This window comes from Agrobacterium sp. 10T429 (genome assembly GCF_056393925.1).
Genome location: NZ_JBFTGV010000001.1, coordinates 788187 through 813828, shown reverse-complemented (window position 1 = coordinate 813828; position 25642 = coordinate 788187). Strand labels below are relative to the sequence as shown.

Below are 25642 nucleotides of genomic sequence, written 5' to 3'. Positions count from 1 at the left end.
CAGAACCATGTCATGGTTTTGCGTCCGGAATTGGATGAAGCGCAGAAACATCGACAATCCGCGTTGCGTTGAACAGGAAAACATCGCCAGGTGCAGGAAGAAAAAGACGATAAAAACGGTCGCAAAAAGCGGCACATCCTGCTGAGAATCGATAGCTTTATCGACTCCGGCCTGTGGACGGCTGCGGCAAGGCTGGTGGATTTCTGGGAAGACGTCACCATTGCCTCGCGCAAACTGCATGTGCGCGGCTGGAAGAAGCTTCTCGTCAACCTGACCTGCGACGCGCTGACCTTCGGAACGGCCGGCTGTGTCGTGCTTCTGGCGCTTGCCATGCCCGCCTTTGAGGAGACCAAGAAGGACTGGCGTTATCGCGGTGATTTTGCCGTGACCTTCCTTGACCGTTACGGCAACACCATCGGCCATCGCGGCATCATCCATGAGGATTCCGTCCCGATCGACCAGATGCCGGATCATTTCATCAAGGCGGTTCTGGCCACCGAAGACAGGCGTTTCTTCGACCATTTCGGCATCGATTTCATCGGCCTTGCACGCGCCATGAGCGAGAATGCCCGCGCCGGCGGCGTCGTGCAGGGCGGCTCGACGCTGACGCAGCAGCTTGCCAAGAACCTGTTCCTTACCAATGAGCGCTCGCTTGAGCGCAAGATCAAGGAAGCCTTCCTCGCCCTGTGGCTCGAGGCCAACATGTCGAAGAAGGAAATCCTCAGCCTTTATCTCGACCGCGCCTATATGGGCGGCGGCACGTTCGGGGCGGCAGCGGCGGCGCAATTTTACTTCGGCAAGAACCTGACCGATGTCACGCTTGCCGAATCCGCCATCCTCGCCGGCCTGTTCAAGGCGCCGGCCAAATACGCACCGCATGTCAACCTGCCCGCCGCACGTGCGCGCGCCAACACCGTGCTTTCCAACCTGGTGCAGAGCGGGCTGATGACCGAGGGTCAGGTGATCGGCGCGCGGCGCAATCCAGCCACCGTCATCGACCGCGCCGATGTGAAGGCCCCGGATTATTTCCTCGACTGGGCGTTTGACGAGGTACAGCGGCTGGCGGCGCAGGGCAGGTTCAAGGACCATACCGTCGTCGTGCGCACCACCATCGATACCGGGCTGCAACAGGCAGCCGAGCAGGCGATGGAAATGGAGCTGCGCGAGTATGGCGAGGGCTACCGCGTCAAGCAGGGCGCGATGGTGATGATCGAAAACGGCGGCGCGTTGCGCGCCATGGTCGGCGGGCGTGACTACGGCGAAAGCCAGTTCAACCGCGCAACGGCGGCGCTGCGCCAGCCGGGATCCTCCTTCAAGGTCTATACCTACTCGGCCGCCATGGAAAAGGGCATGAAGCCGGAGACGCTGATTTCCGACGCGCCCGTGACCTGGCGCGGCTGGTCGCCGCAGAATTATGGCCGCTCCTACGCCGGCAAGGTGACGTTGCAGGTGGCGCTTGCCAAATCCTACAACACCGTGCCGGTGCGTCTCGCCAAAGACGTGCTCGGCACGCAGGTGATCGTCGACACCGCCAAGGCGATGGGCGTCGCCACGCCGCTGCGCAGCGACAAGACCATTCCGCTCGGCACATCGGAACTGACGGTTCTCGATCAGGCGACGGCCTATGCCGTGTTCCCGGCCGATGGCATGCAATCGCGCCGCCACGGCATCGAGCAGGTGCTGGATTACGAGGGCAAGGTTCTCTACGATTTCGGCCGTGACGAGGAACCCGCCAAGCGGGTGCTTTCCGAAGAGGCCAATTCGAAGATGAACCAGATGCTTGTCACCATTCCCGTGATGGGAACGGCCCGGCGCGGCGCGCTTGAAAACGGCATCGTTTCCGGCGGCAAGACCGGCACGTCGCAGGCTTACCGCGACGCCTGGTATGTGGGCTTCACCGGCAATTACACCACGGCGGTCTGGTTCGGAAACGACGATTTCACGCCGATGAACAACATGACCGGCGGCGCGCTTCCCGCTATGACCTTCAAGCGGCTTATGGACTACGCCCATCAAGGCATGGAGCTGCGCCCCATTCCCGGCATCCAGAACCCGCTGCCGACAGACGCGCGCCCGCAGCCTTCGGCCCAGGTCGCTGCTGCATCCGCCACCGCTGCACCCGCCATGCCGGCACTCACCCGCCCACGCTCGCTCTCAGCCGAAGCAACCCGCGTCATCCGTTCCATCGCCAAGAAGATGAAGGAAGCCGCGCCTTTGACCGTCACGACGCAAAAGGTTGCGGATGCGTCATTGCGGGATGGCCCGGGGGATGCGGCCCGGCGGTGACGGCTTGGCAACCTTGGCTCATAATGAAGGCGTTTTTCCCTCCAGACTGCTGCCTGCACTCGGCTTTAGAAAAATCCACATTTGGTGCTTGACCTCAATCATGGTTGAGGTTGCACAGTCCGGTTGCAAGAAAGCGAATGCCCGAAAGGCGCAGCGCTAGGCAATTGAGGACAGGAAATGGTGAAAGTAAAAGCATTGTTCGAGACGCATTTGACGGTTTCGAACCTGGAACGCTCGGTTGAGTTTTATCGTAATGTTGTCGGTCTGGAGCTGGCACAACGATTCCCTGAACGGAATGTGGCGTTCTTCTGGACCGGCGAACGTGGGCATTCGATGCTTGGCCTATGGTCCATCCAGTCCGCACCCATCAATATGAGACTGCACATCGCCTTCAGCGTCGATTTTGATCAGCTTCTCGCCGCACCGGACTATCTACGCCGTAACGGCGTAACGCCGCTCGGTTTTGACGGCGAAAAGGAGATCGACGAGCCCGTCGTCTTTCCATGGATGCCGGCAGCCAGCGTCTATTTCAAGGATCCCGACGGCCACTCGCTGGAATATATCGCGTTTCTTGGCGGCGAAGCAAAACCGCAGATTCCGCGCGTGTTGAACTGGAGCGAATGGCAGACTATTTGATCTGCCTCAGGAAAGAAGCGCCGCCCGTGCTGTTTCCACCACATGGGCGGTGAGCGTGCCGAGGCGTTCAGCGGCGAGCCGATTGACCTGCCAGTAAAGCGGGATATCGAGCGGCGTGCCGGGAACGACTTCCACAAGCCGCCCCGCCTGAAGGTGCTCTCCCACCAGCTGCACCGGGTTAAGGCCCCAGCCCATGCCGGCAAGACTTGCCTTCACGAAACCGTCGGTCGAGGGCAGCCAGTGGGTGGGATAGGATATATCCTCACCCAGCGCTTTTTTGATCCAGCTGGCCTGCAGCCTGTCCTTCTGGTTGAAGGTAAGCCCCGGCGCGCGGGCAAGCGTGGCGGGCGTGACGCCATCGGAGAAATGGCGCGCCATGAAAGCCGGGCTGGCGGTGGCGTGATATCTGAGCACACCGAGAGCCAAGACCCGGCAGCCCTGCACAGGCTTGGCATGGGCGGTGACGGCGGCGAGCACCCTGCCCCCGCGCAGCCATTCCACCGTATGGTCCTGATCGTCCACCGCGATGTTGACGAGATAGTCGCTGCCACCGGTGAATTTCGAAACCGCGTCGAGAAACCATGTGCCGAGACTATCGGCATTGGTGGCAATGTTGAGTGTGACACGCTCTGCCGCCGCGCCCGCTTCCGAAAGAACCGGAAGCTGCCGGAACAGTTCGGTTTCCAGCATGCCGACATGGTCCATGTGCCGGCAGAGCCACTCGCCCTTTTCCGTCGCCATGCAAGGATTACCGCGCACGATCAGCACCACGCCGAGGCGCTCCTCCAGCTGCTTGATACGCTGGGAAACGGCCGAGGGCGTGACACACAGCACCTGTGCCGCCTTCTCAAAGCTGCCAGTCTGGGCCACGAGCGCCACGGCGCGCATGGAAGGATAGTCCAGCATCACAGGCCTCCTTGTAAAGATTGATATGGGCGTGGTTGGCGGGAAGCGTCCGGGCAGTAGCAGTAGCACTCTCCTCTTCCCTTATTCCTGTCCTTGTCACAGGAATGAGGGTCAGGCGAGGTGCCCGCACATGATCGCCCTGTCGTATAGCTTTTGCCCGTCATTAGTTTTACTTACTTGAACTGAGTTTGTTTAATTTGATTAAACCATGCGAGGGAAATATCAAAGCACTCGGTCTGGAAGCGGTGGCATCATCCATCCGCACAGGCAGAGACAAAAAGGCAGCAGCCAGCACATGGACATTCAGATCTTCTTCACCGGCCTGACGATGGGTCTCAGCCTCATCGTTGCCATCGGCGCGCAGAATGCTTTCGTTCTAAAGCAGGGGCTGGCGCGCTCCCATGTCTTTGCCGTCTGTGCCACCTGCGCAATTTCCGATGCGCTGCTGATCACCGTCGGCGTCTTCGGTTTTCAGCGGATAAGCGCCGTCATGCCGGCACTCGATCCCATCATGCGGTATGCCGGTGCGGCGTTTCTCATCTGGTATGGCGCGAAAAGCCTACATTCGGCCCTGCGTTCGTCGGAGGTGCTTTCGGTGGCGGAAAGGCGGGAGGCGAGCCTCTGGCAGACGCTTGCCATTTGCCTGGCGCTGACCTTTCTCAACCCACATGTCTATCTCGATACCGTCGTGTTGCTCGGCACCATCTCCACGCAATTTCCCGGCTTTGAAAAAACCTTCGCGGCGGGTGCCGCCACCGGCTCCCTGCTGTTCTTCTTTTCGTTGGGTTACGGCGCGCGCTGGCTGCGCCCGATCTTCGAAAAGCCGTCCGCCTGGCGCATCCTCGAAGGGGTTATCGCCTTCACCATGTGGGCCATCGCCTTCAAGCTGGTCATGGGCGCTTAAAGCGGAGGGGTTTCTCCCTCTCCGAGGTCCCAGTAAAGCCCGGCCATGATGGCAAGCGCCTCGCGGGCAATCTCTTTCGGCAGATGTTCTTTCGGCGCATGCTGCGAGCAGCCGGGATAAGAATGCGGCACCCAGATGGTGCGCAGTTTCAGTATATCGGCAAAGATATCGTTGGGCAGCGAGCCACCCAGATTGGGAAGAAGTGCCGGTTTCTTGCCCGTCGTGCGGGCCATGGAACTCAGCGTGAAGCCGACCCATGGGTCCTGCGGATCAAGCCGCGTGGCGCGGAAAATCTCGTCGCCGGCGGGTACGATCCGAACCATGCTGAACCCCTGCCGGTCGAGATGGCGGCGGATGGCGGGCAGCACGGCTTCCGGATCGATGCCGACAACGAAGCGCAATTGCAGCCGCGCCCATGCCCGTGGCGGAATGGCATTGACCGGCGCGCGCGGATTGCCGGTCTCGAAGGCCAGCACCTCCAGCGCACACCAGCCGAACACACGCTCGGCGGTGGAAAGGCCGGGCTCGCCCCAGTCAGGATCGATTTTCGGACCATCCGGGCCGCCATCGATCTCGCAATCGGCAAGCGCGTCACGCACGGCCTGCGGCAGTTCTTCGGGCACCAGTTCGGGCACGCGGATCTGCCCGGATGGGCCAACGAGGCTTGCCATGGCATGCGCCAGCTGCACGCCGGGATTGGACAGCGCCCCGCCCCAATTGCCGGAATGATGCCCGCCTTCCCGCGCCTCGATCACCAGATCGAAGGTAATGCCGCCGCGCGCACCGAGAAAAACGGTCGGCCGCTCCGCATTCAGGCGCGGGCCGTCGGAGGCTATCAGAAGATCGGCTTTCAGCCGCTCGCTATAGTCCCGGCAAACTTCCCTCAAGCCGGGAGAACCCCTCTCCTCGCCCATCTCGATCAGATATTTGGCGTTGAACCCAAGTCTTCCACGCGTCTCCAGCACCGCTTTCAGCGCCGCCATGTTGACCGAATGCTGCCCCTTGTTGTCGGCGGTGCCGCGCCCGTACCACCTGCCATTGCGCTCGGACATCACGAAAGGCGAAAGGCCTTCTGCCCAGCCGTCATCAAGACCACGCACCACATCGCCGTGGCCATAACCCAGCACGGTCGGGAGATCTTCATCCTCGAAACGTTCGGCGATCAGAAACGGCAAATCCGCCGCCGGGTCGCGCAGGATCGTGCAGGAAAACCCCATGGCGGTGAAAGCGGGCTGCATTTCGCGCTCCAGATAGAGCGCCAGCTCGGCACCGCGCGCCTTATCCTGGCTTTCGGTGCGCAGCGAAACGCGCCGCGCCAAGTCCTGCTCGAACCTGCCATCGTCGAAAAAGCGGGTGGCGTGGTCGATGGCGGCTTGTCGCGACATGGTGGAATCCCTCTTCTGGTCATTTCCATCAAGACTAAACAAGGCGTACCATTTTCCAAACAGGGAATCAGTGATAGTCCTCGACCTGTTCAAAAACGGGAAAACAGCGTGTTTCGAGTTCCATTCCTTGTCGGCATCGCCCTATTGATCGCCTTTGGCGGCGGCATTGCCGCGACGCTGGCAGCACTTGAGGCGACATCCGGCTTCGGCTCGATCCGCATCGGCTCATGGGATGCCTTTCCGGAAGCGCAGACGATCGAGGCCGATCCCTACGCCAAGTCGCACCGCGCCGATGCCGGCAAGCTGCTTTATGGAACGGCCGAGGGGCTGGCCTTCACCGCCTCCGTCGACAGCGACGGCCAGCGCCTGACCGGCGAATGCCGTTACCAGCTGGCGGGCGCCGTGCCGCCCTCGCGCTTCTGGACGCTCTATACCGCAGACCAGCAGGGCAATGTTCTGGCGGAAGATGCCGGACGACCCTTTGCGCTCAATTCGCGCACGCTTTTGCGCAGCGCCGATGGCGGCATCGACATCACCATTGCACCCGATGCCCAGACCTATAACTGGCTGGCCGTGCCGCAGGGGCAGACATTCAAGCTGGTCATGACGCTGCTCGACACGCCGGTTGCCGGCAGTTCCGGCCTTATCGACATCGCCATGCCGCAAATCCGCAAGCTGGGGTGTGGCAATGCTTAGGACACTGCTCGCCATCCTCACCGGCCTTGTCGCCGCTGCCGTGCTGCATGTCGTCATTCTTCTGGCGATACCTCATTTCAGCAATCGCGACGCCTATACCCGCGCATTGGCGGAAGGTAAGCCGCATCAGTTTCATCTTCTCGAAGAAACGACGGAGAAAAAGACACTGGGAAGCGGCGATCCCTTCATGCGGGTTGCCGTCTGCACCTTCAATATCGAGGAAAAGCCCGTCAGGCTGACGGCCATCGGCGCGGTGCCCTTCTGGTCGGTCGCGGTTTACGACAAGGCGTCGAACGAGGTGTTCAGCATGAACGACCGCACGTCCGCAGGCGGGGTGATGGATATTCTGGTGGCGGATTCTGTGCAGATCGCGGCCATTCGCAAGGCGCAGCCGCCATCGCTTTCACAGGCCATTCTGGCGGAATCGGATCAGACGGAAGGGTATGTGGTGTTGCGGACCATGGTGCCGCAGCCGAGCTTCGGGGAAGAAGCGGAACGGTTCCTGAACGAAGCGAAATGCCAGCCGACACCCTGGAAATAGCGCCGGTCAACCAAGCGTAATCAGGATTTGAAGACGGTTTCCGGTGCAGGCTTGCGCTTGCGCGCATCCTTGCCAGCCGGTTCCGTATCGCGTTTTTCATAACGCACGCCGGTAAACAGCACGACCTTTGCCGGGCCCATAACCTTGCCGGGCATTCCGGCCGGGCGCAAGCTTCGTCGGGCTTCGGCGATTGGAATAATAACTGCCATGCTCGTCTCCTCTTCGGGAGTCAATGTTGCCCATGGGAACCGCGCAAGCCTCGTCTTGCGTCGGGAATTTCATCACCATCACATTGCGCATAATCCAGCCCACAGACTGGTTTTCGCACGACCCAAAAATCGATGGCGATTTTGCAAGGTGTCGTGCGCATATCAAGGCTTCGGCATGCCATTTTCGAAATTATTCTATCAATCAGAATAACATGGAATCCTAATACTGCCCATGAAATTAGAAACAGACAGAGGTTAATGATCCGTTAACCCTAATCGCAGGGCGCCAACTTATCCTTCATAAAGCTGCACCCGTTGAAAACAAAGGCGAGACGGCAAGGTTCCATGACGTTTTGTCCGTCACGAAGGTTTTAAAATTTCCTTGTTGATAAACGCACAATAACGCTTGCCACCCCCCATAGTTAACAGGGTGTCAACGGATTTGCTCTAATTTGAACCGATATTGTGTTTGCGTTTTTGTTGGGTAGTGCGTTGACCGACCGGTTTCGAGAACTTGAGAGGCCAAGAGCCGTGAGGAAGAAAGATGTGGTGCTAATGGCCACTGTCACGAATTTTGAGACTGTTCCCCATCCGTCAAAAACGGACCTTCGGCAGTTTGCCGAGCTTTTCATGCCGCTTTTCAACGCTTCCACCGAAGAGGCCAAGCGGGAAGCCATTGCAGCGCTTTCCCAGCATCCAAACGTGCCTTCGGCGGTTGCCTTCTTCATCGCCTGCCAGCCGATTTCCATTGCCGCCCCCTTCCTGATTTCGTCGAAGTGCCTTGATGACGACACGCTGATCACCATTGCCCGCACGCAAGGGGCCGCCCATGCGCGCGCCATCGTGCGGCGCGAGGACCTGTCGCCGACCGTCATCGACGCGCTAGTCGGCCTGCGGCACATGGAAGACCTGAAGCGACCCGATGACGCGACGCCTCCCGCCATGCCGGAGCCCGCCATTGCGCAGCCGGCAGACGCCCAGATCAAATCCACCGCCGTGGAAGAGGAAATGCGCCAGCGCATCAAACGGATGGCGCATCAGCTCAGCCGCCCGGAAAGCGACGTTCTTGGCCTGCGCCGCCTGAGTGACGTGCAGGAAGCGCTGCTCGTACGGTTCGCGCGCGAGCGTGATGCGCGGCAGTTTGCGGTGACGCTGGCGGATTCGCTGTCGTCCAGCTACTGGCTGTCGGAGCGCATCATGCTCGACATATCAGGCACGCAGCTCGCCACCACCCTCATCGGGCTCGGCATGGAATTTTCCGAAGCCGCCTTCATATTGCAATGCTTCTATCCGCATCTTGCCGCCGCCGAAGGCGACATGAGCCGCGCCGAGGCCATGCTTGACCGCCTCGAAATCATTGAATGCGAAGAGCGGGTGGAAAGCTGGCGGCGCGCCGACAGCTACACCCACGGCCGCGAACGACCGAACCACAACGCACCTGTCATTCACAGAACGGGGACGTGAGGGTTAAGGCGGCCCCCCTCGTCCGGAGCAATTCCGGGCGCAAAGCTGCTGCACGCTTTAAATCTTCGGTTGGTCCACCAGCGACAGGAGAGTGCCGATCTCGTCCGTTTCGATCTCGACGACCCATAGATCGCTGTCGAAGCGCCGCTCCCTTTCGAGAAGAGCAGCACTTTCCTCCCCCTCCACACCTGCAAGACGCGTCTCGAAACGGCGTTCGGCCCGGACTTCCTCGTCCTCGGCAAAACTCTGCGGCGCAGGCCCATAGAGGTTTTCGCGGCCATCACGAAGGCGCTGGCGGATGAAGATCGCACCGGCCTCTTCGGCACCCTTCTTTTCGACAGCGGCAAAGCCACCAGCGGAAAACACGCGGCGGATAAGGGCTGATACGAAGATTTCGGATTTGAGGCGCATTGGGGGTGCTTTCGATGGAGGCGGCAGGCCGCTGCCTGTCCGTGTTGTTATGCTCTCTTCTTTCCTCGTTCCTGCGCTTGTCACAAGAATGGAGAGAGTTGAGACCCAGTCCCCTAAAGCGCCCCGATCGATTTCAGCTTCTTCAGCACGGCTTCGCTCGGTTCACCGGTCTCCGGCAGGCGGTAGTGTTTTTCGAAATGGCGGATGGCGTTGCGGGTCTGCTCGCCGGCCACACCGTCCACCTTCACATCGGCATAGGCGATATTGATCAGTCCCTGCTGGATCTTTGCAATCAGATCGCGGCTCACCGGCTTTGAAGCGGCGGCAGCGCTGTTCAAGGAGACCGGTTCGGCCTTGGGACGAGGCGCTTCAGCCTTGCGGATTGCGGCCGCGACCGGGTCGATCTCAACGCCGCCGCCGGTGTTGGCGTCGGAAGGCCGATCCTTCGGGATTGCGGCGACGGTTGCGCCGTCGATCCTGAGCGCCGCCAGCACCCGTGTCGTCGGTTCGCCGGTCTGTTCCATGCCAAGCGTTTCTTCGAAGAACATGATGGCGGCAGCCGTGCGCGGTCCCATCTTGCCGTCCGCCTCGCCTTCGTAAAGCCCGCGTTTTTTAAGTTCGGCCTGAATATCGGCAACGATCTGCTGCGGCTTCTGGTTTTCCGCCGCAACCGATGTCGCGGGCGTCGCCGTTGCGGCCGCCGGTTGCTGTGCCGTTTCGGTCTCGCTCGGGCGTTCTATGCGGAAGGTCGTGACATGACCCTGCGTGCCGAGCGGCTCTGCCGCGCGATAACCGGCAATCCCGTTCGGGTTTGCCGCATCGCGGGTACGCAGGAAAGGAGACGGGTGAACGCCCGGCTGGTACCAGAGCGCGTTGGCGGCGACAAAACCGAAGACGACCACGAAGGCGCCTGAGCCGCCCACCAGTTTGGGACGGCGCAGGAGTTCGCGCCCGATGGCCGAAACCACCAAGGAAACAATCCCGGCGCCAATCTGGGCCGTTGTTTTCTTAGGCGATTTTCGCTTTCGCGGGGCCATCGTCACCATCCTTCCTCATAATCGCGGCCATTTCGCCGAGCCGTTTGATGCGCGGCGGAAACTCCACCATGCATTCGGTTTCAGCGTTTTCGCCACCCGCCATGCCGGAACCGTCGGCAGGCAACATGATCGTTACGACCGTCCCCGCGCCGGGCTGGCTGGTGATGGCGAAAGTGCCGCCATGCAGTGCTACCAGACCCTTGACCAGGGACAATCCCAGACCCGTGCCCTCATAGCGACGGGTATATTCATTCTGGACCTGCATGAAAGGCTGGCCCAAGAGTTCAATCTTGTCGGATGCGATGCCGATGCCGGTATCGCTGACCGTCAGTTTCAGCATCCTGCCTTCACGCGCAGCATCGATCGACACTACACCGCCGGCATCGGTGAACTTGATGGCGTTACCGGCCAGATTAATGAGAACCTGGCGGATGGCGCGCTGGTCGGCGGAGATTTCGCCGATACCGCGCTGGATGCGGCTGGTCAATGTCAGACCTTTTTCCTTCGCCTGCAAGCCGAGCATGGCCTCGCAGGACGAGATGGTTTCGCCGATCGGGAAGCTTTCCATCATCAGCTCGTAACGGCCCGCTTCCAGCTTGCTCATATCCAGCATGGTGTTGACCACCGACAGGAGATGCGCGCCGGACTGGCGGATCAAGCTGACATATTCCCGCTGGCGGTCGTTTTCCAGCCGGCCGAAATATTCGCCCGCCAGAATGTCGGAAAAGCCGAGGACGGCGTTGAGCGGGGTGCGCAGCTCGTGGCTGACGGCAGCGAGGAACCGCGACTTGGCGTCGTTGGCCGATTCCGCCTCCGCCGCCTTGCGGGCGACATCGCGGCGCAGAAGTTCCATCTCGGTGACGTCGGAGAGCTGGGCGACGACGCGGCGCAGCCTGCCGGCCGCATTGCGGATCGCCGTCATTTCCATACGCGCGTGGATGAACTGCGCCTGGCGCGATTTCGCGCCGGTTTCGAACCGCAGCTCCACGCTGGACTTTTCCTCGCCCTGCCGCAGAAGGTCGAAAGCCTGCATCAGCTCGATGCGATCAGAAACATAGACATATTCGGCAAAGACATGGCCCTTGCAGGCCTGAAGATCGGCTGGAAACGTTTCAAGGTCGCGGCCGGAGACGCGCTCGACGAGGCCGTTTTCATTGATGGTGAGTACGAGGCCGGGCACCTGCGATGCCGCAACGAGGTCATCGTCGCCGGCTTGAGCGGACAGGGACGCTGCGCCACGGGCAGGACGCGAAAAGGCGATCAACAGGGCGGCTGCGGCCAGATAGAGCGCCAGCACCAGAGCGGCGCCGATGGGCAGCGCGATGGCGGGGCTGAAGACGAGGCTGAACAGGGCGGGAACGACCAGAAAGCCGACGGCGCTGAAGGCAAACAGGCGGCGCAGGCGCGCAACGGTGCCGGCGCGCCTTTCGGCGTCCTCCTCCATACGCGCAAGCCATCTGCCTGCGGCATGGTCGACCAATGCGACCGCTTTTTTTCTCATATTACGCAATACCAAACCTGAATCCCTGAGACGGATCTAACGGCTCCGACAATAGAAGCCCGCGGCTTAAGGAATGGATAAAAAGAACGGCACCAAACAGCCGCGAAATGCGCCGCAGTCCCATTACGGAGCATTTCAACCAAGCTTTGCCAATCATGGTTAATGACGGGTAAGCGACGGATTTCGCTTTATTTTTGCCATCGCGTTAACCTTTGTGGCAGCACGGATGAGCACTTTTGCCCGGAACAGACGGCATCTGTCGCAATTATGCTTAACATGGACTGTTAAAATGCGACGGAATTGCTGGAGCCGGTCCCGATGCGAGGAGAATAGATACAATTTGAATTAAATTGCGCGGCTTTTTGCAATTGGCTGTTCGCCGGTCGCCTGTAGCTTCTCTCCAAGCCCGAAAAACGGGACAAAGGCCGATGACCCAAAACGGGCGGGGCTTCAAAACAAAGATCATCTGGCAGGGTAGTCTGACAATGTGGTTTCTGATCAAAGGAACATTCTGGTTTTCGCTGGTGCTGGTCGCGCTGTCCTATTTCGGTAGCAGCAACGATCCGACCAAGGAACCTTCGGCATTCGATATTCCCAGCGCCGTTTCGGCAGCCGGTGAGGCCTATCGTTATGTCAGCGCCATCTGCATCGAAAAACCCGACGTCTGCGTCAAGGGCGCCGAAACCTTCCACGCGCTCGGTGAACGGGCAAAGGAAGGCGCCAAGGTCGCCTATGAATTGCTCGACGCGCAGCTTGCATCCGGTGATAAAACGGCACCCGCAGCCGAACTCGCCAGCGAGAGCGAAAAACTGGCCGCAGCACCGGCGATCAGCGTCGAATTCCCTGGGAATGCCGACATGCTGAAGACCGGCACCATCATTCCCCTGCCGCAGAAGCGCCCCACCCCCTGATATTTTGCGCCGCCGCTTGACGCCGCGCCGCCCCTTCTCTGCAGCCGGATATGTCCGCCTGCGTGACTGCCTGCCAAACTTGCCCACGGAAACCTGTTTTCCGTGGGCTTTTTCATGGTCCGCATGGTTCAAAACCGTCTGCACTTGCCCTATATCGTAGCAAAGCATGGCAATAACGAACGATACGGCGCGCAACATGGCCTCTCTCGATACGATCCTTGACGATTTCGCCTTCCTCGACGACTGGGAGGATCGCTATCGTTACGTCATCGAACTCGGCAAGGCGCTACCCGACCTTGCGGAAGACAAGCGCACGCCTGAGAACAAGGTGCAGGGCTGCGCAAGCCAGGTCTGGCTCGTCAGCCACAGCGATGGTGCCGAAGATCCTCTCATGACCTTCGAGGGCGATTCCGATGCGCATATCGTGCGCGGCCTCGTCGCCATCGTTCTTGCTGTCTATTCCGGTAAAAAAGCTTCCGAAATCGCCGGTCTCGACGCCATTGAGGTGTTCGACAAGATCGGGCTGGTGGAACATTTGTCCTCGCAGCGCGCCAATGGCCTGCGTTCCATGGTCAAACGTATCCGCGAGGAAGCGAGACTTCTGACCGCCTGAGCCTTCATTCTGTTGCCATCGTTGGCGCCATCGGCGGGCGATAATCTTCGTCGCCCCAATGGTGGCTTGTCTTTCTGCTGCGTTGCGCTTGCGGCGCATAATGCCGGGCAAGCGATAGCAGAGCGGCCCGCAGCAGCAGTTTTGCCGAACGCGCCGGCCATTGCCGCTCGCGCTCCACGGCCTCCAGCCCCTTTTCAAAGCAGCAGATATCGATGGCGACACCTGAAAGTTCAGGCCCCATAGCATCGGCTGCACGGGAAAACCGCGTCCGGGCGGAAATCGCCGCATCGGTAAGATCGAGCTTGCCACCCGCCTCCCCCTTCGTGCGGCTTGCAATTTTCGGTTCCCAAGTTGCCGTCACCTTTGGGTTCAACTGCGCGCGGTGAAAATCGGCGGCGAGGCGTTCGCCCGCCTGCAAGGCGTCGCTGGGGAAGAATGCCGTGCCATCCTTTTCCTTCAGCCGTGAAAGGCCTGTCAGTGGCGAGCTATTGAGGTTGCGCCGGGCCGGTTGCCTGTCCTTGCCGACATCCAGAACCACCGTCTGCAAATCCCAGTGCTGTTCCTGAAAAATCTCGTCGCGATCCCTGGCTATAGCGCGCTTCAAATAGGAGGCGAGCGGCGGCGCGGCGGAGAGCGTGTTTTCGCGTCTTTCGATCAGCCCCGAAGAGAGGGCGAGCTGCACCGTAGCGGCCGGAAACCGCAACGCCGGACGCCCTGTCCTGCCGTTCCCGGCCTCCGGTCGCTGCAATACCATATCGCCGCGATCCTCCGATATCTCAGCCGTGCCCGCAGCAATGCAGCGCAGGAGCCGCAACAGGACAGGATCGGGAAGTATCGATGGAGCGCTTTTTGTCTCACTCATCCCGAACACCCTTCATCACGTTGAAAATGCTGCCGGAAAGCCGCTCCAGTGTGGCGACGAACTCGTCAAAGGCGGGTTCGTCGCGACGATCCTCAACCACCTGGCAGGCATGGCCGACTGTTGTTCTGTCCCTGCCGAAACAGGGGCCGATATCTGACATGGGAATACCGAGCTGCACATGGCACACATACATGGCGATCTGGCGGATATGGCATTCGGTGCGCCGCCTGTCCCGGCGCGCAGCCACACGATCGCCGGTCAATTGCACCATTTCACCGGCCAGTTGCCGGACCAGCCGGCAAATCCGGGAAATCTCATCCCGCCCGGCAGAAGGCGGAAAACGGCGGAAATTGCTATCGGCAACCTGCACACAGGGCCGAAAGGGGGCAGGCAAAGACGATATGTCCGAAGGCATATGCAACTCCTTTACGAATAGGAATTAATTCATACACCTGAGGATGGACGCGGGGAAGGGCAAATTTGGCGTCGAAAACCATGCGATTGATTTCGCTTTGTTTTTGAATAAAGGTGACGCCTCGACAAGGATTTTTTTCCTCTGTCGAAATTGCGCGCGGCAATAAAAAAGCCGGTCTAAGGACCAGCCGGATATAACACTATGGTGCAAGTTGGTATGGAGCGGGCATGCGCGCCCTGCCGCCATCTCCTGCTAAGGGAAAAGGTCACGGCGGCGAGTTAAGGGGCAAGGCCAGCAATATGCCGCCAAGGTCCCCTTTATCCGGCGCTTCGGGCCATCTTTCCCCGGACGGGGAGAAAATACAGCCGCGACACAATCCGTCTTAGAAAATCAACGGTTCGCCTTGCGGCGCTGACCGAGACCCATTTCCTTGGCGAGCCGCGAACGGGCTTCGGCATAGGCGGGAGCAACCATCGGATAATCGACCGGCAGATCCCATTTTTCGCGATATTCTTCCGGCGTCATGCTGTGATGCGTCGTCAGGTGGCGTTTGAGCGACTTGAACGAGCCACCACATTCCAAACAGACGATATGATCGTCCTGAACCGACTTGCGAACCGACACAGCAGGCTTCTGCTTTTCAACATTGACCGCCACCGATGCCGGTGCCGATGTTCCGCTGAGTGCCGTATGAACATCCGAAATAAGGCCGGGAAGCTCAGTTACCGGAACGACGTGGTTGCTAACATAGGCAGCCACAATATCCGCCGTCAGTTCGACCAGCAGATCCTGGGCGTTACCGTATGCAGTTTCCGTCATTTAAGTATCTCCTGTTATTTATCTCCAGACACGGATGAACGCCGCATCGAGCGATGTGAAGTTACCCGGTGCCCCTCCTTCGCCCTGTTGAAACCAACGTGAAATCTACCCCTAGATTTCAAGCGAAACCGGAAACGAATTGATCCGAGATTCAACTTGTAGCCCGCGACATGGCCAACAAAGGTCTGATCAACCATAGATTAGACATTAATAAAATGCCTATGCCGACCATGAAGAGGCTAGATGCAAATCGCAATAAGCAATTTTACACTTAATTTGGATAGCATCAAAACAGCAAAAGTCAAATTCCTATTATGATTTTTTCAGTTCAAAACAGTCTAATTGGAATACAAAAAATCACGGGTAATAAAATACTATGCCAAGTAGTAATGCAAAACGAAGACCCCCCATTATTAGGGGGTAATTCAACTTCAAATTTTCTTTAGGTCATCAACTACCGATTTATCAGCAAGTGGATAACCTGCCTTGTGTGCAGCCATTGCAAGAAGATGTGCGGAGACCGGTGCTGTCAGAACAAAGAAAAAGAAACCGGCAAGTGCCCGTGCCAGCGTCGATATTTCCGTGGAATGAATGCCGACAGCCAGCAGCAACAGGCCTGAGCCCACCGTTCCCGCCTTGGAAGCCGCATGCATGCGGGTGTAGACATCCGGCAGGCGATTAAGCCCGATTGCCGCAATCAGCGAGAAGGCGGCACCTGAGACCGTCAGTGCCGCAACCAGAATAGCCACGATCCAGCCCATCATCGCCCGCCCCTTCTTTTTCCACGCCTGGATACTTGTTTTTCAGGCTTTTCAACAACTTCCGATGCCCGCTCGCCGTCCAGAACAGCCTTTGTCCTGCGCCTGCCATCTGCACCGCGCGACAGGACGAAGCGGGCAAAAGCCACCGTTGCGAGAAAACCCACCAGTCCGAGCGCAATGGCGATATCGACATAAAGATCGACGCCGGTGCGGATGGCGATAACCGCAATGAAGCCGATGGCGATACCGACCAGCATGTCGAGCGCGACGATTCGGTCCGGCAAGGTCGGACCGACGACGACGCGATATACTGTCAGCAAAAAGGCAGCGGACAGTACAACCGTGGCAAGTACAGTTGCAAATGAAACTATGAGTTCCGGCGTCATCCCTGAAACGCCTCCATGATCTTTTTCTCGAAGCCGTTTCTGATGTCATTCTTGGCGGCTTCGATATTGCTGCAATCGATCGCGTGGACGTAGAGCGTTGTTTTATCCTCGGAAACATCGACCGAAAGTGTGCCGGGGGTCAGCGTGATGAGATTGGCAAGCAGCGTGATCTCGAAATCCGTCGTCAGCCTGAGCGGATAGGCGAAGATACCGGGCTGCACATCGAGCTTCGGCCGCGTCACCATCACCGCCACCTTCCAGGCCGACAGCGCCAGCTCCTTGAAGAACAGCATAAGCAGCGACAGCACGCAGACCGGACGCAGCCGATGACGGCCGTCCTTGGGGATCTGGTGACGGATAAGGCCCAGCGCCAGCGCCGAGACGATGAGGCCGAAGAGAATGTTCGCCGGCGTGACGCTGCCACTTACGGCGAGCCATACGCCAACGAAGAGCAGTAACAGGATGTAGCGGCTCATGGTCTGCTCCCTTCGGGAAACACCGACTGGATATAGGCTTCGGGGTTGCCAAGCCCCGCCGCCGCCTGCTGGCTGAGATTGAGCAGGCTTTCCGGAAACAGGCCGAAGAACACCACCAGCAATGTCAGCCCGACCAGCGGGACGAAAGAAGGGGCCGCCAGAGGCGACGCAGGCAGCGACGGCGCCTGGCCGGTTGAGGCCACTGCCGGGCGCCAGAAACATAAGAGGAAGACCCGCCCGAAGGCGATGGTGGCGATGAAGCCGGACAGGAGAAGGGCGGCGGCAAGCCACCAGGCGCCGATATCGATCGCCGATTTGACGAGAACCACCTTCGGCCAGAAGCCGGAAAACGGCGGCAGTCCGGAACCGGCGAAAAACAAGGCGAGCGCGAGGCCCGAAAACCACGGCGCCTGCCGATAAAGGCCACCGAGCGAAGTCAGGGTAAAACTGCCGCCAAGGCGGGCGGCGTGGCCGGCGGCGAGATAAAGCGCCGTCATCAGCACCATGGAGTGCAGCGCGTAAAAGATCGCGCCGGCAACGCCGGAGGGCGTGCCGATGGCGATGCCAGCCATCATGTAACCGATGCCCGATATGACGATGTAACCGAGCATGCGGCGGATATCGTTCTGTGCCAGCGCACCCATGGCGCCGAGCACCATTGTCAGCGCCGCAGAGATGGCGATGACGATACTCAGCTCCTCCCGCTCGACCGGAAACAGCATGACCATGACGCGCAGCAGCGCGTAGATGCCGACCTTGGTAAGCAGGCCGCCGAACAGGGCGGAAACGACGATGCGCGGCGTGTGATAGGAGGCGGGCAGCCAGAAATTCACCGGAAAGGCCGCCGCCTTCATGGCGAAGGCGAGAGCAAACAGGCTGGCAAGCGTCATCAGCGGAGCCGTGCCGCGCAGCTGCGTCGCCTTCAGCGCGATATCGGCCATATTGAGCGTGCCGAAGATGGCATAGAGATAACCGACCGTGATCAGGAACAGCGTCGTACCGATGAGGTTGAGGATGGCGTATTTCAGCGCGCCATCGATCTGCTCGCGCGTGGAGCCCAGCACGATGAGGCCGAAGGACGAGATCAGCAGCACCTCGAACCAGACATAGAGGTTGAAGAGGTCGCCGGTCAGAAACGCACCGGTGACACCCGCCATCAACAGCATCAGGAACGGATAAAAACCGTATCGCCTGCCGCTGGCGTCGATATCGGCGCTGGCATGGATGGCACCGGCCAGCGCTACGATGGCGGCGGCGAGCGACAGCAGCGTTCCGGTCAGATCTGCCGTAAAGGCAATGCCGAAGGGTGGCAGCCAGCGGCCCATGACCATGGTGAACGGCCCTTGGGTCACGACCTTCCACAGAAGCGCAGCATCGAGCAGTACCAGCAGAACAAGTGCCGTGATTGCAATGGGCGCATGCAGACGCATGGTGTGGCGCAGCATCATCAGCACCGCACCTGCGCCTATTGAGAGCGCGACGGGAAGGATGATCAGCCAGTCGGCTAGCGGCACGGGTGCCGTGACAAGCGCCGCGGAAAGATCTGATATTGCGGAAGTGGTGGATGAAGCCATGTGTCTTTGCCCCGCCCCGCTCAATAACCGAGCGGCGGCAAAGGCTCGCCTGCCGGTTCTGCGGTGCGCATTTCGTCGGTGTCGTCGGTCTGCAATTCCTGGAACGCGCGCCAGGTCAGCACCAGCAGGAAACAGAAGAAGGAAAAGGAAATGACGATTGCCGTGAGGATAAGCGCCTGCGGCAGCGGATTGGCGGCACCCGCCGGCAGCGTGTCCATGCCGGGTGGAATGATCGGCGGCACTTCGCGCGTCAGCCTTCCCGCCGTGAACAGCAGGAGGTTGACTGCGTTGCCGAGAATGGCGATGCCGAGCAGCATGCGGATGCTGTGACGCGAGAGCATGAGATAGATCGCCACCGAAAAAAAGATGCCGACGAGAATGGAGAAAACAGCTTCCATCAGTCGCTATCCCTTTCTTCCAGAGCCAGCGCAATGGAGGTGATGGCACCGACCACGACGAGATAAACGCCGATGTCGAAGGACATGACGGTGGAGAGTGGCACTTCCACACCGAGCAGGCTCGGATAGACCCACAGCCCGGTCATGAAGGGCACGCCGGCTGCAATCGAGACGAGACCAGACAACATCGCCAACAGCAGCCCCGCGCCGGCAATGGACAGCGGATGGTACACGATGGCGCGCCGGACTGCGGCCACACCATAAGCGATGCCGTAGATCGCCAGCGCCGAGACCGCGATCAACCCGCCGATGAAACCGCCGCCCGGCTCGTTATGGCCGCGCAGCAATACAAAGATGGAAAACAGCACCATGAGGCTGGTGACTACGGGGGCGACGGTGCGCAGGATAAGCGTGTTCAAGCCCGCGCTCCCTTCTTCTTCGCTATTTTTGCTGGGCCCTTGATGGCAGCAGCCGGGCGGATGCGGATGAGCGCGAGAATGGCCAGGCCTGTTATCATCACCACCGCAATCTCGCCCAGCGTATCCGTGCCGCGGAAATCGACGATGATGACGTTCACCACATTCGCCCCGTGGGCGATGACCTTGGAATAGGTGTTGTAGAAATCGGTTAGGCGATTATCGAACGACGCCTCCGTCGCCCGCATCAGGAACAGGGCAAAGCCGGTTCCGCAGGCAATGGCGATGGTGCTGTCCAGAAGCTTCTGGCCAGGGCCGCGATGGTCTGACGGCGACAGGCGAAGCCTTGTCATCACCAGCGTCAGAATGACCACGGAAAGGGTTTCGACCATGAATTGCGTAAACGACAGATCGGGCGCGCCGAACAGCAGGAAGATGACCGCCACCGCAAACCCCTGAATGCCGAGCGCGATGATGGCCGTAAGCCGGCTGGACGCCGTGAGGACAGCGACAAGGCCCGCAACCGCGATGCCAATGAAGGTCAGCTCATGGATTTTCATGTCGTGCGGCCACGCCGGCATGGACGGCAGTTCGCCATAGAGAAACAGCGGCGCAAGCAGCACGACGGCAATGACGGCGAAAGTGGCGGTGACGTAAAATTCCAGCCTGCCGGGCTGGATAAGCCTGACAACGTGGAACGAGATTTTGACCAGCGTTTCGATGAAAAAATCGAAGCCCCTGTCCGGCCCTGCACCCAGCGCCTTGAAGGTGCGCACCATCAGGCCGCGAACGGCGGAAAGCTGCATATAGAGGACGATGCCGAGCGCGATCGTCAGCAGCGACAGGCCGAGCGGCACGCCGATATGGGGAATGAGCGAGATTTCCACCGGGCGCGCCTCACCCGCGATCGCGCTTGCCATCGGCGTCGAAATGTAAAAATGCGAAAGGCCAGCGAAGAGAGCGATGGTCAGCCCCTTTATCGCCAGCAGCGCCGGGCCGAGCCACAGCAGCAGTGGTCCCTCATGCGCGTGTTTCGGGGTTTTCACGGGCTTGCCGAGGAAAGGTTTCAGCGCCACGGCAAAAGCGACGGCAAACATCAGCGCATTGCCGAGAATGGCGATGCCGGTGAACAGCACGGCACGCGGATTGCCATGCGCCAGCGCATAATAAATCTCTTCCTTGGCGAGAAAGCCGAAAAAGGGCGGCAGGCCGGCCATGGAGATGGCCGCGGCAAGTGCTGCCGCGAAGGTGATCGGCATGGCTTTTCGCAAGCCGCCGAGCTTCGTCACATCGCGGGTTCCGGTCTCGTGGTCGATGATGCCGGCGACCATGAACAGTGCGCCCTTGAAAAGCGAATGCGCCACCAGATAAAGCACAGCCGCCTCAATCGCGTGGTCCGAGCCGAAGCCGGTCAGCATCACCAGCAGACCGAGCGAGGACATGGTGGTATAGGCCAGCATCAGCTTCAGGTCGGTCTGGCGCACGGCCAGCAGCGCGCCGGTCAGCATGGTCAACCCGCCGAAGAACGGCAGCAGGATCTGCCAGGCAGCGGTATCGCCGAGAACGGGGTTGAGGCGCATCAGAAGATAGACGCCGGCCTTCACCATGGTTGCCGAGTGCAGATAGGCCGAAACCGGTGTCGGTGCCTCCATCGCGTTGGGAAGCCAGAAATGGAACGGGAACTGCGCCGATTTGGTGAACGCGCCGCCGAGAACCAGCAGCAGCGCAGCCAGATAGAACGGGCTGTCGCGTAATATATCGCCGCCACGCACCAGCATGGACAATTGCGTCATGCCGCTCATGTCCCAGATGAAGATCAACCCGGCGAGCAGCAGCAGACCGCCGCCGCCCGTTACCACCAGCGCCTGCAAGGCGGCACGGCGTGCGGCCGGGCGCGCATGGTCGAATCCGATCAGCAGGAACGAGGTTATCGAGGTCAGTTCCCAATAAACGAATAGCATCAACAGGCTGTCCGAAACCACGACGCCCAGCATCGCGCCCATGAACAGAAGCAGGAAAGACAGGAAGCGGCCCTGCTGCGGATGCCCCTTCATGTAACCGCCGGCATAAAGCACGATCAGCAGACCGATACCGGTGATCAGAAGTGCAAAGGTCAGCGACAGGCCGTCGATGAACCACGAAAAGCTGAGGTTGAAACTTGGAACCCAGACGTAACCGCCCGTGACCACGCCGCCAGCCGCCACCTGCGGCAGCATCAGTGCGAAGTGGACAAAAGCCAGCGCGGGCGCGATCGCCAATATCCAGACGGCATTGTGACCTAATCTTTTCACCAGCATCGGTGCGGCAAGCGCTGCCAGAAACGGCAAAAACAGCGACAGGAATGTCAGCTGCGTGACATCTGATGTCATTCACATCTCCCAGGGCTTCCCCTACCCCTGTACGCCCATGAATGGCGTTCTTTTCAAATCGTATTTTTCAGTTAAGGCATAGACACCGCCATCTCAACCCAAATCGACTCTCATACCTGCCCATAACGTACTCGTTATGACAGCTGCCCTCTTTCAATCTGCAGCGCCGATGCCTATTTCTGGCAGGAACAGAAAGGATCATTCCATGAGCGATCTGACATCCCCGAAAGTGAACAAGAGCGATGCCGACTGGCGCGAGCAGCTGACGCCGGAGCAATACCGCATCCTGCGTGAACACGGCACCGAGCGCCCATTTACCGGTCCCTACTGGGACACGTTCCAGAAAGGCCTCTATCGCTGCGCCGCCTGCGACGAGCCGCTGTTCCTCTCCGATACCAAATTCGATGCAGGTTGCGGCTGGCCGAGCTATTTCGAACCGGTGAAACCGGGTGCGGTGACGGAACATCGCGATGCGACGCTTGGCATGGTGCGCACCGAAATCCGCTGCGCCAATTGCGGCGGCCACCTCGGCCACGTCTTCCCGGACGGCCCACCGCCCACCGGCCTGCGTTATTGCATCAACGGCCATTCGATGGTGTTCGAACCCATCTGATGAGAGACAGGTAACGGCCGGTTGCCTTCCGGCCGTTCTTGCGAAGAAAATGACCGTCTCGACAGCCGGACCGGAGAGTGAGATTATCGCGATCTCACTCCTTCCGGATCACCATCATGGCGCTCGAAACCATCCTCATATTCATTCCCGCCTGCTTTGCCCTGAACATGGCGTTCGGGCCCAACAATCTCCTGTCGATGACGGTTGGTGCGCGATACGGCATGGCAACGGCAGTGATGGCCGCGAGCGGCCGGCTGGTTGCGTTTGCGGGCATGATCGCGATCGCCGCTTTGGGCCTCGGCGCACTTTTGATGGCTTCCGAAATGATGTTTTCGCTGATCAAATGGATCGGCGTTCTCTACCTGCTGTGGATCGGCTTCAAGCTCATCCGCTCAAGGGCGGATGTCACCGCTCCCGATATCTCCTCGGACAACGGAAATATTCTCAAGACCTATCTGCGGCAGGAGTTTTTTGTCGCCTCCGGCAATCCGAAGGCCATCCTGATCTTCACGGCCTTTTTCCCGCAATTCATCCAGCAGGACGCCTATTGGCAGAGCTTCGCCACGCTCGGGGCAATTTTCCTGCTGCTCGAGGTGGTGGCGATCACCGTTTATGCCTTTGTCGGTTCGCGACTGTCCGGTCTTATGCGCAATGCGCGCGCCCTGAAGCGCGTCAACCGGATCAGCGGATCGATGATGATGGCTTTCGGCGTCATGCTGGCCTTCGCCCGGCGCCCCGCCTGAGAGAAATCCCGGCCCGCGTACTAGTTCAATTTAAGCTCCATGCAGGTCAGGTCCAGCCAGCGGCCAAACTTGGTGCCCACTTCCGAAAACCGGCCGGCAACGGTGAAACCGAGGCTTTCGTGCAGGCGGATGGAGGCGGCGTTTTCCGATTCGATCGCGGCGATCAGCACATGCACATCGTTGCCGGAGGCGTGGTCGATGAGCGCCTGCATCAGCCGCTTGCCGATGCCGTGGCCGCGCGCGTCCTTGTGGACATAAACCGAATGTTCGCGGGTGTGGCGATAGCCGTCGAAGGCGCGCCAGTCGCCATAGGAAGCGTAGCCTGCAACCTTGCCGTCAAGAATCGCGACGATCACAGGAAAGCCGCGTGACTTGCGGGCGGAAAACCATTCCTTGCGGTTTTCCAGATCGACCAGCACTTCGTTCCAGATCGCCGTCGTGTTCAGGACCGCGTCGTTGTAAATCTCCATGATGCCGGAAAGATCTTCCACGGTGGCATCGCGCAGTTCCAAACTCATTATCGTTCGCCCTCATTACTTGTCTGCATTGCGCCCCCAACGTTCCGGGGCACGACCTTCAGGCGAGCATTAGGCGATGACGCAGATGGCTGTCCAGTGCTCTCTAGCTCAGGAAGACATGGGAACGAGGCTGAAGGAAGTGACCACGGCAAAATAGTGGACAACGGCGGCGGCAACGACGAAACCGTGCCAAATGGCGTTCTGGAATCGCAGCTTTTCCCAGACATGGAAGACCACGCCGAGCGAATAGATGACACCGCCAGCGACAATCAGCCAGAGCGTGACGGGGGCCAGATGCGTCGAGAGTGGCTGCACCACCATGATGCCGCTCCAGCCCATGGCGAGATAAAGGCCTATGGCGACCCGGTCGTAACGGCCGGGAAACAGGCATTTGAGCAATATGCCGCAGATGGCGGCAAGCCAGATCAGCCCCAGCATGGTGGCAATCAGCGGCTCGTGGATACCGCGCATCAGGAACGGCGTGTAGGTGGCGGCGATCAGGATGAAAATCGCCGAGTGGTCCAGCCGGCGCAGGAACCATTTTACGTTGGAATGCGGCCAGATATTATAGGTGAAGGACACGGAAAGGCAGGCGACAAGGCCGAGTCCGTAAATCCAGGCGGCCGCGATGGCGCTGAGGCTGCCCCAGACGGTCGCGTAGAAAATCAGCGCCGTGGCGCCGACCAGCGCAAAAACGATACCCACGCCGTGGACGATACCATCGGCGACAATCTCGTGAAAATCATACTGGCGACCAAACCGCCACACGTTACTCATAGTCCATTCCCGTTTGCCTGCTTGTGGCCAAGCATGACGGCAATATTAGACAGGAACAAGACAGCAGGCGGTTAACGGCGATCAAATTGCGTTCCGGGCTGTTGCGAAAGGAGAGGTTGAGTAGTGGCCTCGCCGTTTCCCTCATTCCTGCGCTTGTCACAGGAATGAGGAGGGAAAAAGGAGCGCCCTCACAAGGCCGCAGCGCATTCCTGGCAGAACGGCGTATAGGGCACGGCTTTCAGGCGGTCTTCCGAAATTTTCTTGCCGCATTTGACGCAGGTGCCGTAGGTACCGTTCGCGATGCGGTCGAGTGCGGCGTCGATGGCGCGCAACTCGTCCTGGCCCACCTGCCCTATTTCATCCAGCACCTCGTCATTGCTGCGTTCAGCGGCGCGGTCGTCATCATCGGGGTTGCGCGGTTCTTCGAAATCCGCCTCGATTTTGTGCAGGCGGCTGTAAAGCTCGCGCTGGCGGTCGCGCAGGATTTTCTCGTAACTTTCGACATTCATGGTCTTCTCCTCCAGCCGGTGCGGGCGAAAATCGCCCGCTACCCCAAGATTTCAACTCACTTTACCTGTCAATCAGCACCGAGCACTTGGCATGGCGCACCACGCGGTCGGCGGTGGCGCCGATGAAATAATTGGTAAAGTCAGGCATATGCGATGCGATGATGATGAGATCGGCCTTGTGCTCTTCGGCAGCGGCTATGATTTCACGCGCCGGCGCGCCGCTTCTGATTTCGTGCTTGCCCTTGAAGCCGGCCTTCGCCTGAATATCCGCAAGTTTCGTCTTGGCATCCTTGATGGCATTTTCGATGAGGTCTACCGGCAGGTCGATCGCCATATAGCCGGGCAGTTCCTCAACCACATTGATGAGGACGATCTCGCCATCGACATCCAGCAGCGCCTTGGCCTTGGCGAGAATCTTCTCTCCCTTGTCGATGGCGCTGAGGTCTACCGGTACGATGATTTTCTTGTACATGGCTATCTCCTTTGGCGTAATCTGCCGTTCACGT

General features: G+C 59.6%; 30 protein-coding genes. 10 read left to right on the top strand and 20 right to left on the bottom strand.

The annotated features are described in order from the left end of the window. Positions 1-90: 90 nt before the first annotated feature. Positions 91-2286 carry a transglycosylase domain-containing protein gene (locus tag AC1DCP_RS04005; RefSeq protein ID WP_112152826.1) on the top strand — a complete coding sequence of 732 codons (2196 nt, stop codon included), beginning with the start codon at positions 91-93 and terminating at the stop codon, positions 2284-2286. 177 nt (positions 2287-2463) lie between these two features. Continuing rightward, a complete protein-coding gene (locus AC1DCP_RS04000; protein ID WP_019564096.1) occupies positions 2464-2922 on the top strand; it encodes a VOC family protein in 459 nt (152 codons plus the stop codon). 6 nt (positions 2923-2928) lie between these two features. Here the strand turns inward: AC1DCP_RS04000 and AC1DCP_RS03995 are convergent, their stop codons facing one another. Then, entirely contained in the window at positions 2929-3828 is a 900-nt protein-coding gene (locus AC1DCP_RS03995) for a LysR family transcriptional regulator ArgP (RefSeq protein ID WP_112152825.1), read from the bottom strand. Between the two features lie 295 nt (positions 3829-4123). Between AC1DCP_RS03995 and AC1DCP_RS03990 the strand changes: the two genes are divergently transcribed. Continuing rightward, positions 4124-4732, top strand: coding sequence for a LysE/ArgO family amino acid transporter (locus AC1DCP_RS03990; protein ID WP_003512058.1), 609 nt, complete (start codon positions 4124-4126; stop codon positions 4730-4732). Here AC1DCP_RS03990 and AC1DCP_RS03985 read toward each other — a convergent pair. Further along, positions 4729-6117 (bottom strand): M20 family metallopeptidase, encoded by a 1389-nt coding sequence (locus AC1DCP_RS03985; protein WP_476774126.1) that lies wholly within the window; start codon positions 6115-6117, stop codon positions 4729-4731. The genes AC1DCP_RS03990 and AC1DCP_RS03985 overlap by 4 nt on opposite strands. 108 nt (positions 6118-6225) lie before the next feature. Between AC1DCP_RS03985 and AC1DCP_RS03980 the strand changes: the two genes are divergently transcribed. Next, the gene (locus tag AC1DCP_RS03980; RefSeq protein WP_003512054.1) at positions 6226-6813 is read left to right on the top strand and encodes a DUF1214 domain-containing protein; all 588 of its coding nucleotides are present in this window, start codon (positions 6226-6228) and stop codon (positions 6811-6813) included. After that, positions 6806-7354: a DUF1254 domain-containing protein gene (locus AC1DCP_RS03975; RefSeq protein WP_013635715.1), complete on the top strand. Its 549-nt coding sequence runs from the start codon at positions 6806-6808 to the stop codon at positions 7352-7354. The genes AC1DCP_RS03980 and AC1DCP_RS03975 overlap by 8 nt, the downstream gene beginning before the upstream one ends. Before the next feature lie 20 nt (positions 7355-7374). Here AC1DCP_RS03975 and AC1DCP_RS03970 read toward each other — a convergent pair whose 3' ends face one another. After that, positions 7375-7563 carry a hypothetical protein gene (locus AC1DCP_RS03970; protein WP_003512051.1) on the bottom strand — a complete coding sequence of 63 codons (189 nt, stop codon included), beginning with the start codon at positions 7561-7563 and terminating at the stop codon, positions 7375-7377. 555 nt (positions 7564-8118) lie between these two features. On the opposite strand from AC1DCP_RS03970, the gene AC1DCP_RS03965 reads away from it, so the two are divergent. Then, on the top strand, positions 8119-9027 hold the full coding sequence (locus AC1DCP_RS03965) for a DUF2336 domain-containing protein (RefSeq protein ID WP_161986903.1): 909 nt from the start codon (positions 8119-8121) through the stop codon (positions 9025-9027). 57 nt (positions 9028-9084) lie between these two features. On the opposite strand, the gene AC1DCP_RS03960 is transcribed toward AC1DCP_RS03965, so the two are convergent. The 3 genes from AC1DCP_RS03960 to AC1DCP_RS03950 all read right to left on the bottom strand — a co-directional run bounded on the left by AC1DCP_RS03960 (position 9085) and on the right by AC1DCP_RS03950 (position 11976). After that, complete coding sequence (locus AC1DCP_RS03960) at positions 9085-9438, bottom strand: DUF1491 family protein (RefSeq protein WP_065688121.1); 354 nt, start codon at positions 9436-9438, stop codon at positions 9085-9087. Between the two features lie 113 nt (positions 9439-9551). Beyond that, positions 9552-10475, bottom strand: a complete 924-nt coding sequence (locus tag AC1DCP_RS03955; protein ID WP_013635711.1) for a peptidoglycan-binding domain-containing protein — start codon at positions 10473-10475, stop codon at positions 9552-9554. Then, positions 10447-11976 carry a sensor histidine kinase gene (locus tag AC1DCP_RS03950; protein WP_065688120.1) on the bottom strand — a complete coding sequence of 510 codons (1530 nt, stop codon included), beginning with the start codon at positions 11974-11976 and terminating at the stop codon, positions 10447-10449. Before AC1DCP_RS03950 ends, AC1DCP_RS03955 begins: the two co-directional genes overlap by 29 nt. Before the next feature lie 485 nt (positions 11977-12461). Between AC1DCP_RS03950 and AC1DCP_RS03945 the strand changes: the two genes are divergently transcribed. Together AC1DCP_RS03945 and AC1DCP_RS03940 are read left to right on the top strand one after the other, a co-directional pair. Further along, complete coding sequence (locus AC1DCP_RS03945; protein WP_025592804.1) at positions 12462-12887, top strand: DUF5330 domain-containing protein; 426 nt, start codon at positions 12462-12464, stop codon at positions 12885-12887. Between the two features lie 196 nt (positions 12888-13083). Next, positions 13084-13500, top strand: coding sequence for a SufE family protein (locus tag AC1DCP_RS03940; protein WP_025592801.1), 417 nt, complete (start codon positions 13084-13086; stop codon positions 13498-13500). 4 nt (positions 13501-13504) lie between these two features. On the opposite strand, the gene AC1DCP_RS03935 is transcribed toward AC1DCP_RS03940, so the two are convergent. The 10 genes from AC1DCP_RS03935 to AC1DCP_RS03890 form a co-directional block, all read right to left on the bottom strand. Further along, positions 13505-14362 (bottom strand): DUF6456 domain-containing protein, encoded by an 858-nt coding sequence (locus AC1DCP_RS03935; RefSeq protein WP_065688119.1) that lies wholly within the window; start codon positions 14360-14362, stop codon positions 13505-13507. Next, the gene (locus AC1DCP_RS03930) at positions 14355-14777 is read right to left on the bottom strand and encodes a helix-turn-helix domain-containing protein (protein ID WP_065688118.1); all 423 of its coding nucleotides are present in this window, start codon (positions 14775-14777) and stop codon (positions 14355-14357) included. The genes AC1DCP_RS03935 and AC1DCP_RS03930 overlap by 8 nt, the downstream gene beginning before the upstream one ends. Before the next feature lie 390 nt (positions 14778-15167). Beyond that, positions 15168-15596 carry a MucR family transcriptional regulator Ros gene (gene ros, locus AC1DCP_RS03925; protein ID WP_003512037.1) on the bottom strand — a complete coding sequence of 143 codons (429 nt, stop codon included), beginning with the start codon at positions 15594-15596 and terminating at the stop codon, positions 15168-15170. A gap of 431 nt (positions 15597-16027) precedes the next feature. Beyond that, entirely contained in the window at positions 16028-16360 is a 333-nt protein-coding gene (gene mnhG, locus AC1DCP_RS03920) for a monovalent cation/H(+) antiporter subunit G (protein ID WP_003512029.1), read from the bottom strand. Beyond that, positions 16357-16743, bottom strand: coding sequence for a cation:proton antiporter (locus tag AC1DCP_RS03915; RefSeq protein ID WP_003512027.1), 387 nt, complete (start codon positions 16741-16743; stop codon positions 16357-16359). Before AC1DCP_RS03915 ends, mnhG begins: the two co-directional genes overlap by 4 nt. Further along, on the bottom strand, positions 16740-17219 hold the full coding sequence (locus tag AC1DCP_RS03910) for a Na+/H+ antiporter subunit E (protein WP_038490302.1): 480 nt from the start codon (positions 17217-17219) through the stop codon (positions 16740-16742). The genes AC1DCP_RS03915 and AC1DCP_RS03910 overlap by 4 nt, the downstream gene beginning before the upstream one ends. After that, a complete protein-coding gene (locus AC1DCP_RS03905; protein WP_065688117.1) occupies positions 17216-18793 on the bottom strand; it encodes a Na+/H+ antiporter subunit D in 1578 nt (525 codons plus the stop codon). Before AC1DCP_RS03905 ends, AC1DCP_RS03910 begins: the two co-directional genes overlap by 4 nt. 20 nt (positions 18794-18813) lie before the next feature. Further along, positions 18814-19191 (bottom strand): Na+/H+ antiporter subunit C, encoded by a 378-nt coding sequence (locus tag AC1DCP_RS03900; protein ID WP_003509263.1) that lies wholly within the window; start codon positions 19189-19191, stop codon positions 18814-18816. Then, positions 19191-19610 carry a Na(+)/H(+) antiporter subunit B gene (locus tag AC1DCP_RS03895; RefSeq protein WP_003512013.1) on the bottom strand — a complete coding sequence of 140 codons (420 nt, stop codon included), beginning with the start codon at positions 19608-19610 and terminating at the stop codon, positions 19191-19193. Before AC1DCP_RS03895 ends, AC1DCP_RS03900 begins: the two co-directional genes overlap by 1 nt. Continuing rightward, positions 19607-21976, bottom strand: coding sequence for a putative monovalent cation/H+ antiporter subunit A (locus AC1DCP_RS03890; RefSeq protein WP_065688116.1), 2370 nt, complete (start codon positions 21974-21976; stop codon positions 19607-19609). Before AC1DCP_RS03890 ends, AC1DCP_RS03895 begins: the two co-directional genes overlap by 4 nt. A gap of 205 nt (positions 21977-22181) precedes the next feature. Between AC1DCP_RS03890 and msrB the strand changes: the two genes are divergently transcribed. After that, positions 22182-22589 carry a peptide-methionine (R)-S-oxide reductase MsrB gene (gene msrB, locus AC1DCP_RS03885; RefSeq protein WP_003512009.1) on the top strand — a complete coding sequence of 136 codons (408 nt, stop codon included), beginning with the start codon at positions 22182-22184 and terminating at the stop codon, positions 22587-22589. A 116-nt stretch (positions 22590-22705) separates the two neighbouring features. Continuing rightward, positions 22706-23332: a LysE family translocator gene (locus tag AC1DCP_RS03880; RefSeq protein ID WP_065688115.1), complete on the top strand. Its 627-nt coding sequence runs from the start codon at positions 22706-22708 to the stop codon at positions 23330-23332. Positions 23333-23352: 20 nt separating this feature from the next. Here the strand turns inward: AC1DCP_RS03880 and AC1DCP_RS03875 are convergent, their stop codons facing one another. The 4 genes from AC1DCP_RS03875 to AC1DCP_RS03860 all read right to left on the bottom strand — a co-directional run bounded on the left by AC1DCP_RS03875 (position 23353) and on the right by AC1DCP_RS03860 (position 25608). Then, positions 23353-23850, bottom strand: a complete 498-nt coding sequence (locus AC1DCP_RS03875) for a GNAT family N-acetyltransferase (protein WP_065688114.1) — start codon at positions 23848-23850, stop codon at positions 23353-23355. Positions 23851-23958: 108 nt separating this feature from the next. Then, the gene (gene trhA, locus AC1DCP_RS03870; RefSeq protein ID WP_003512005.1) at positions 23959-24627 is read right to left on the bottom strand and encodes a PAQR family membrane homeostasis protein TrhA; all 669 of its coding nucleotides are present in this window, start codon (positions 24625-24627) and stop codon (positions 23959-23961) included. Between the two features lie 188 nt (positions 24628-24815). Next, positions 24816-25136 carry a TraR/DksA family transcriptional regulator gene (locus AC1DCP_RS03865; RefSeq protein WP_003512004.1) on the bottom strand — a complete coding sequence of 107 codons (321 nt, stop codon included), beginning with the start codon at positions 25134-25136 and terminating at the stop codon, positions 24816-24818. Between the two features lie 61 nt (positions 25137-25197). Then, positions 25198-25608, bottom strand: coding sequence for a universal stress protein (locus AC1DCP_RS03860; RefSeq protein ID WP_025592781.1), 411 nt, complete (start codon positions 25606-25608; stop codon positions 25198-25200). Positions 25609-25642: the final 34 nt, after the last annotated feature.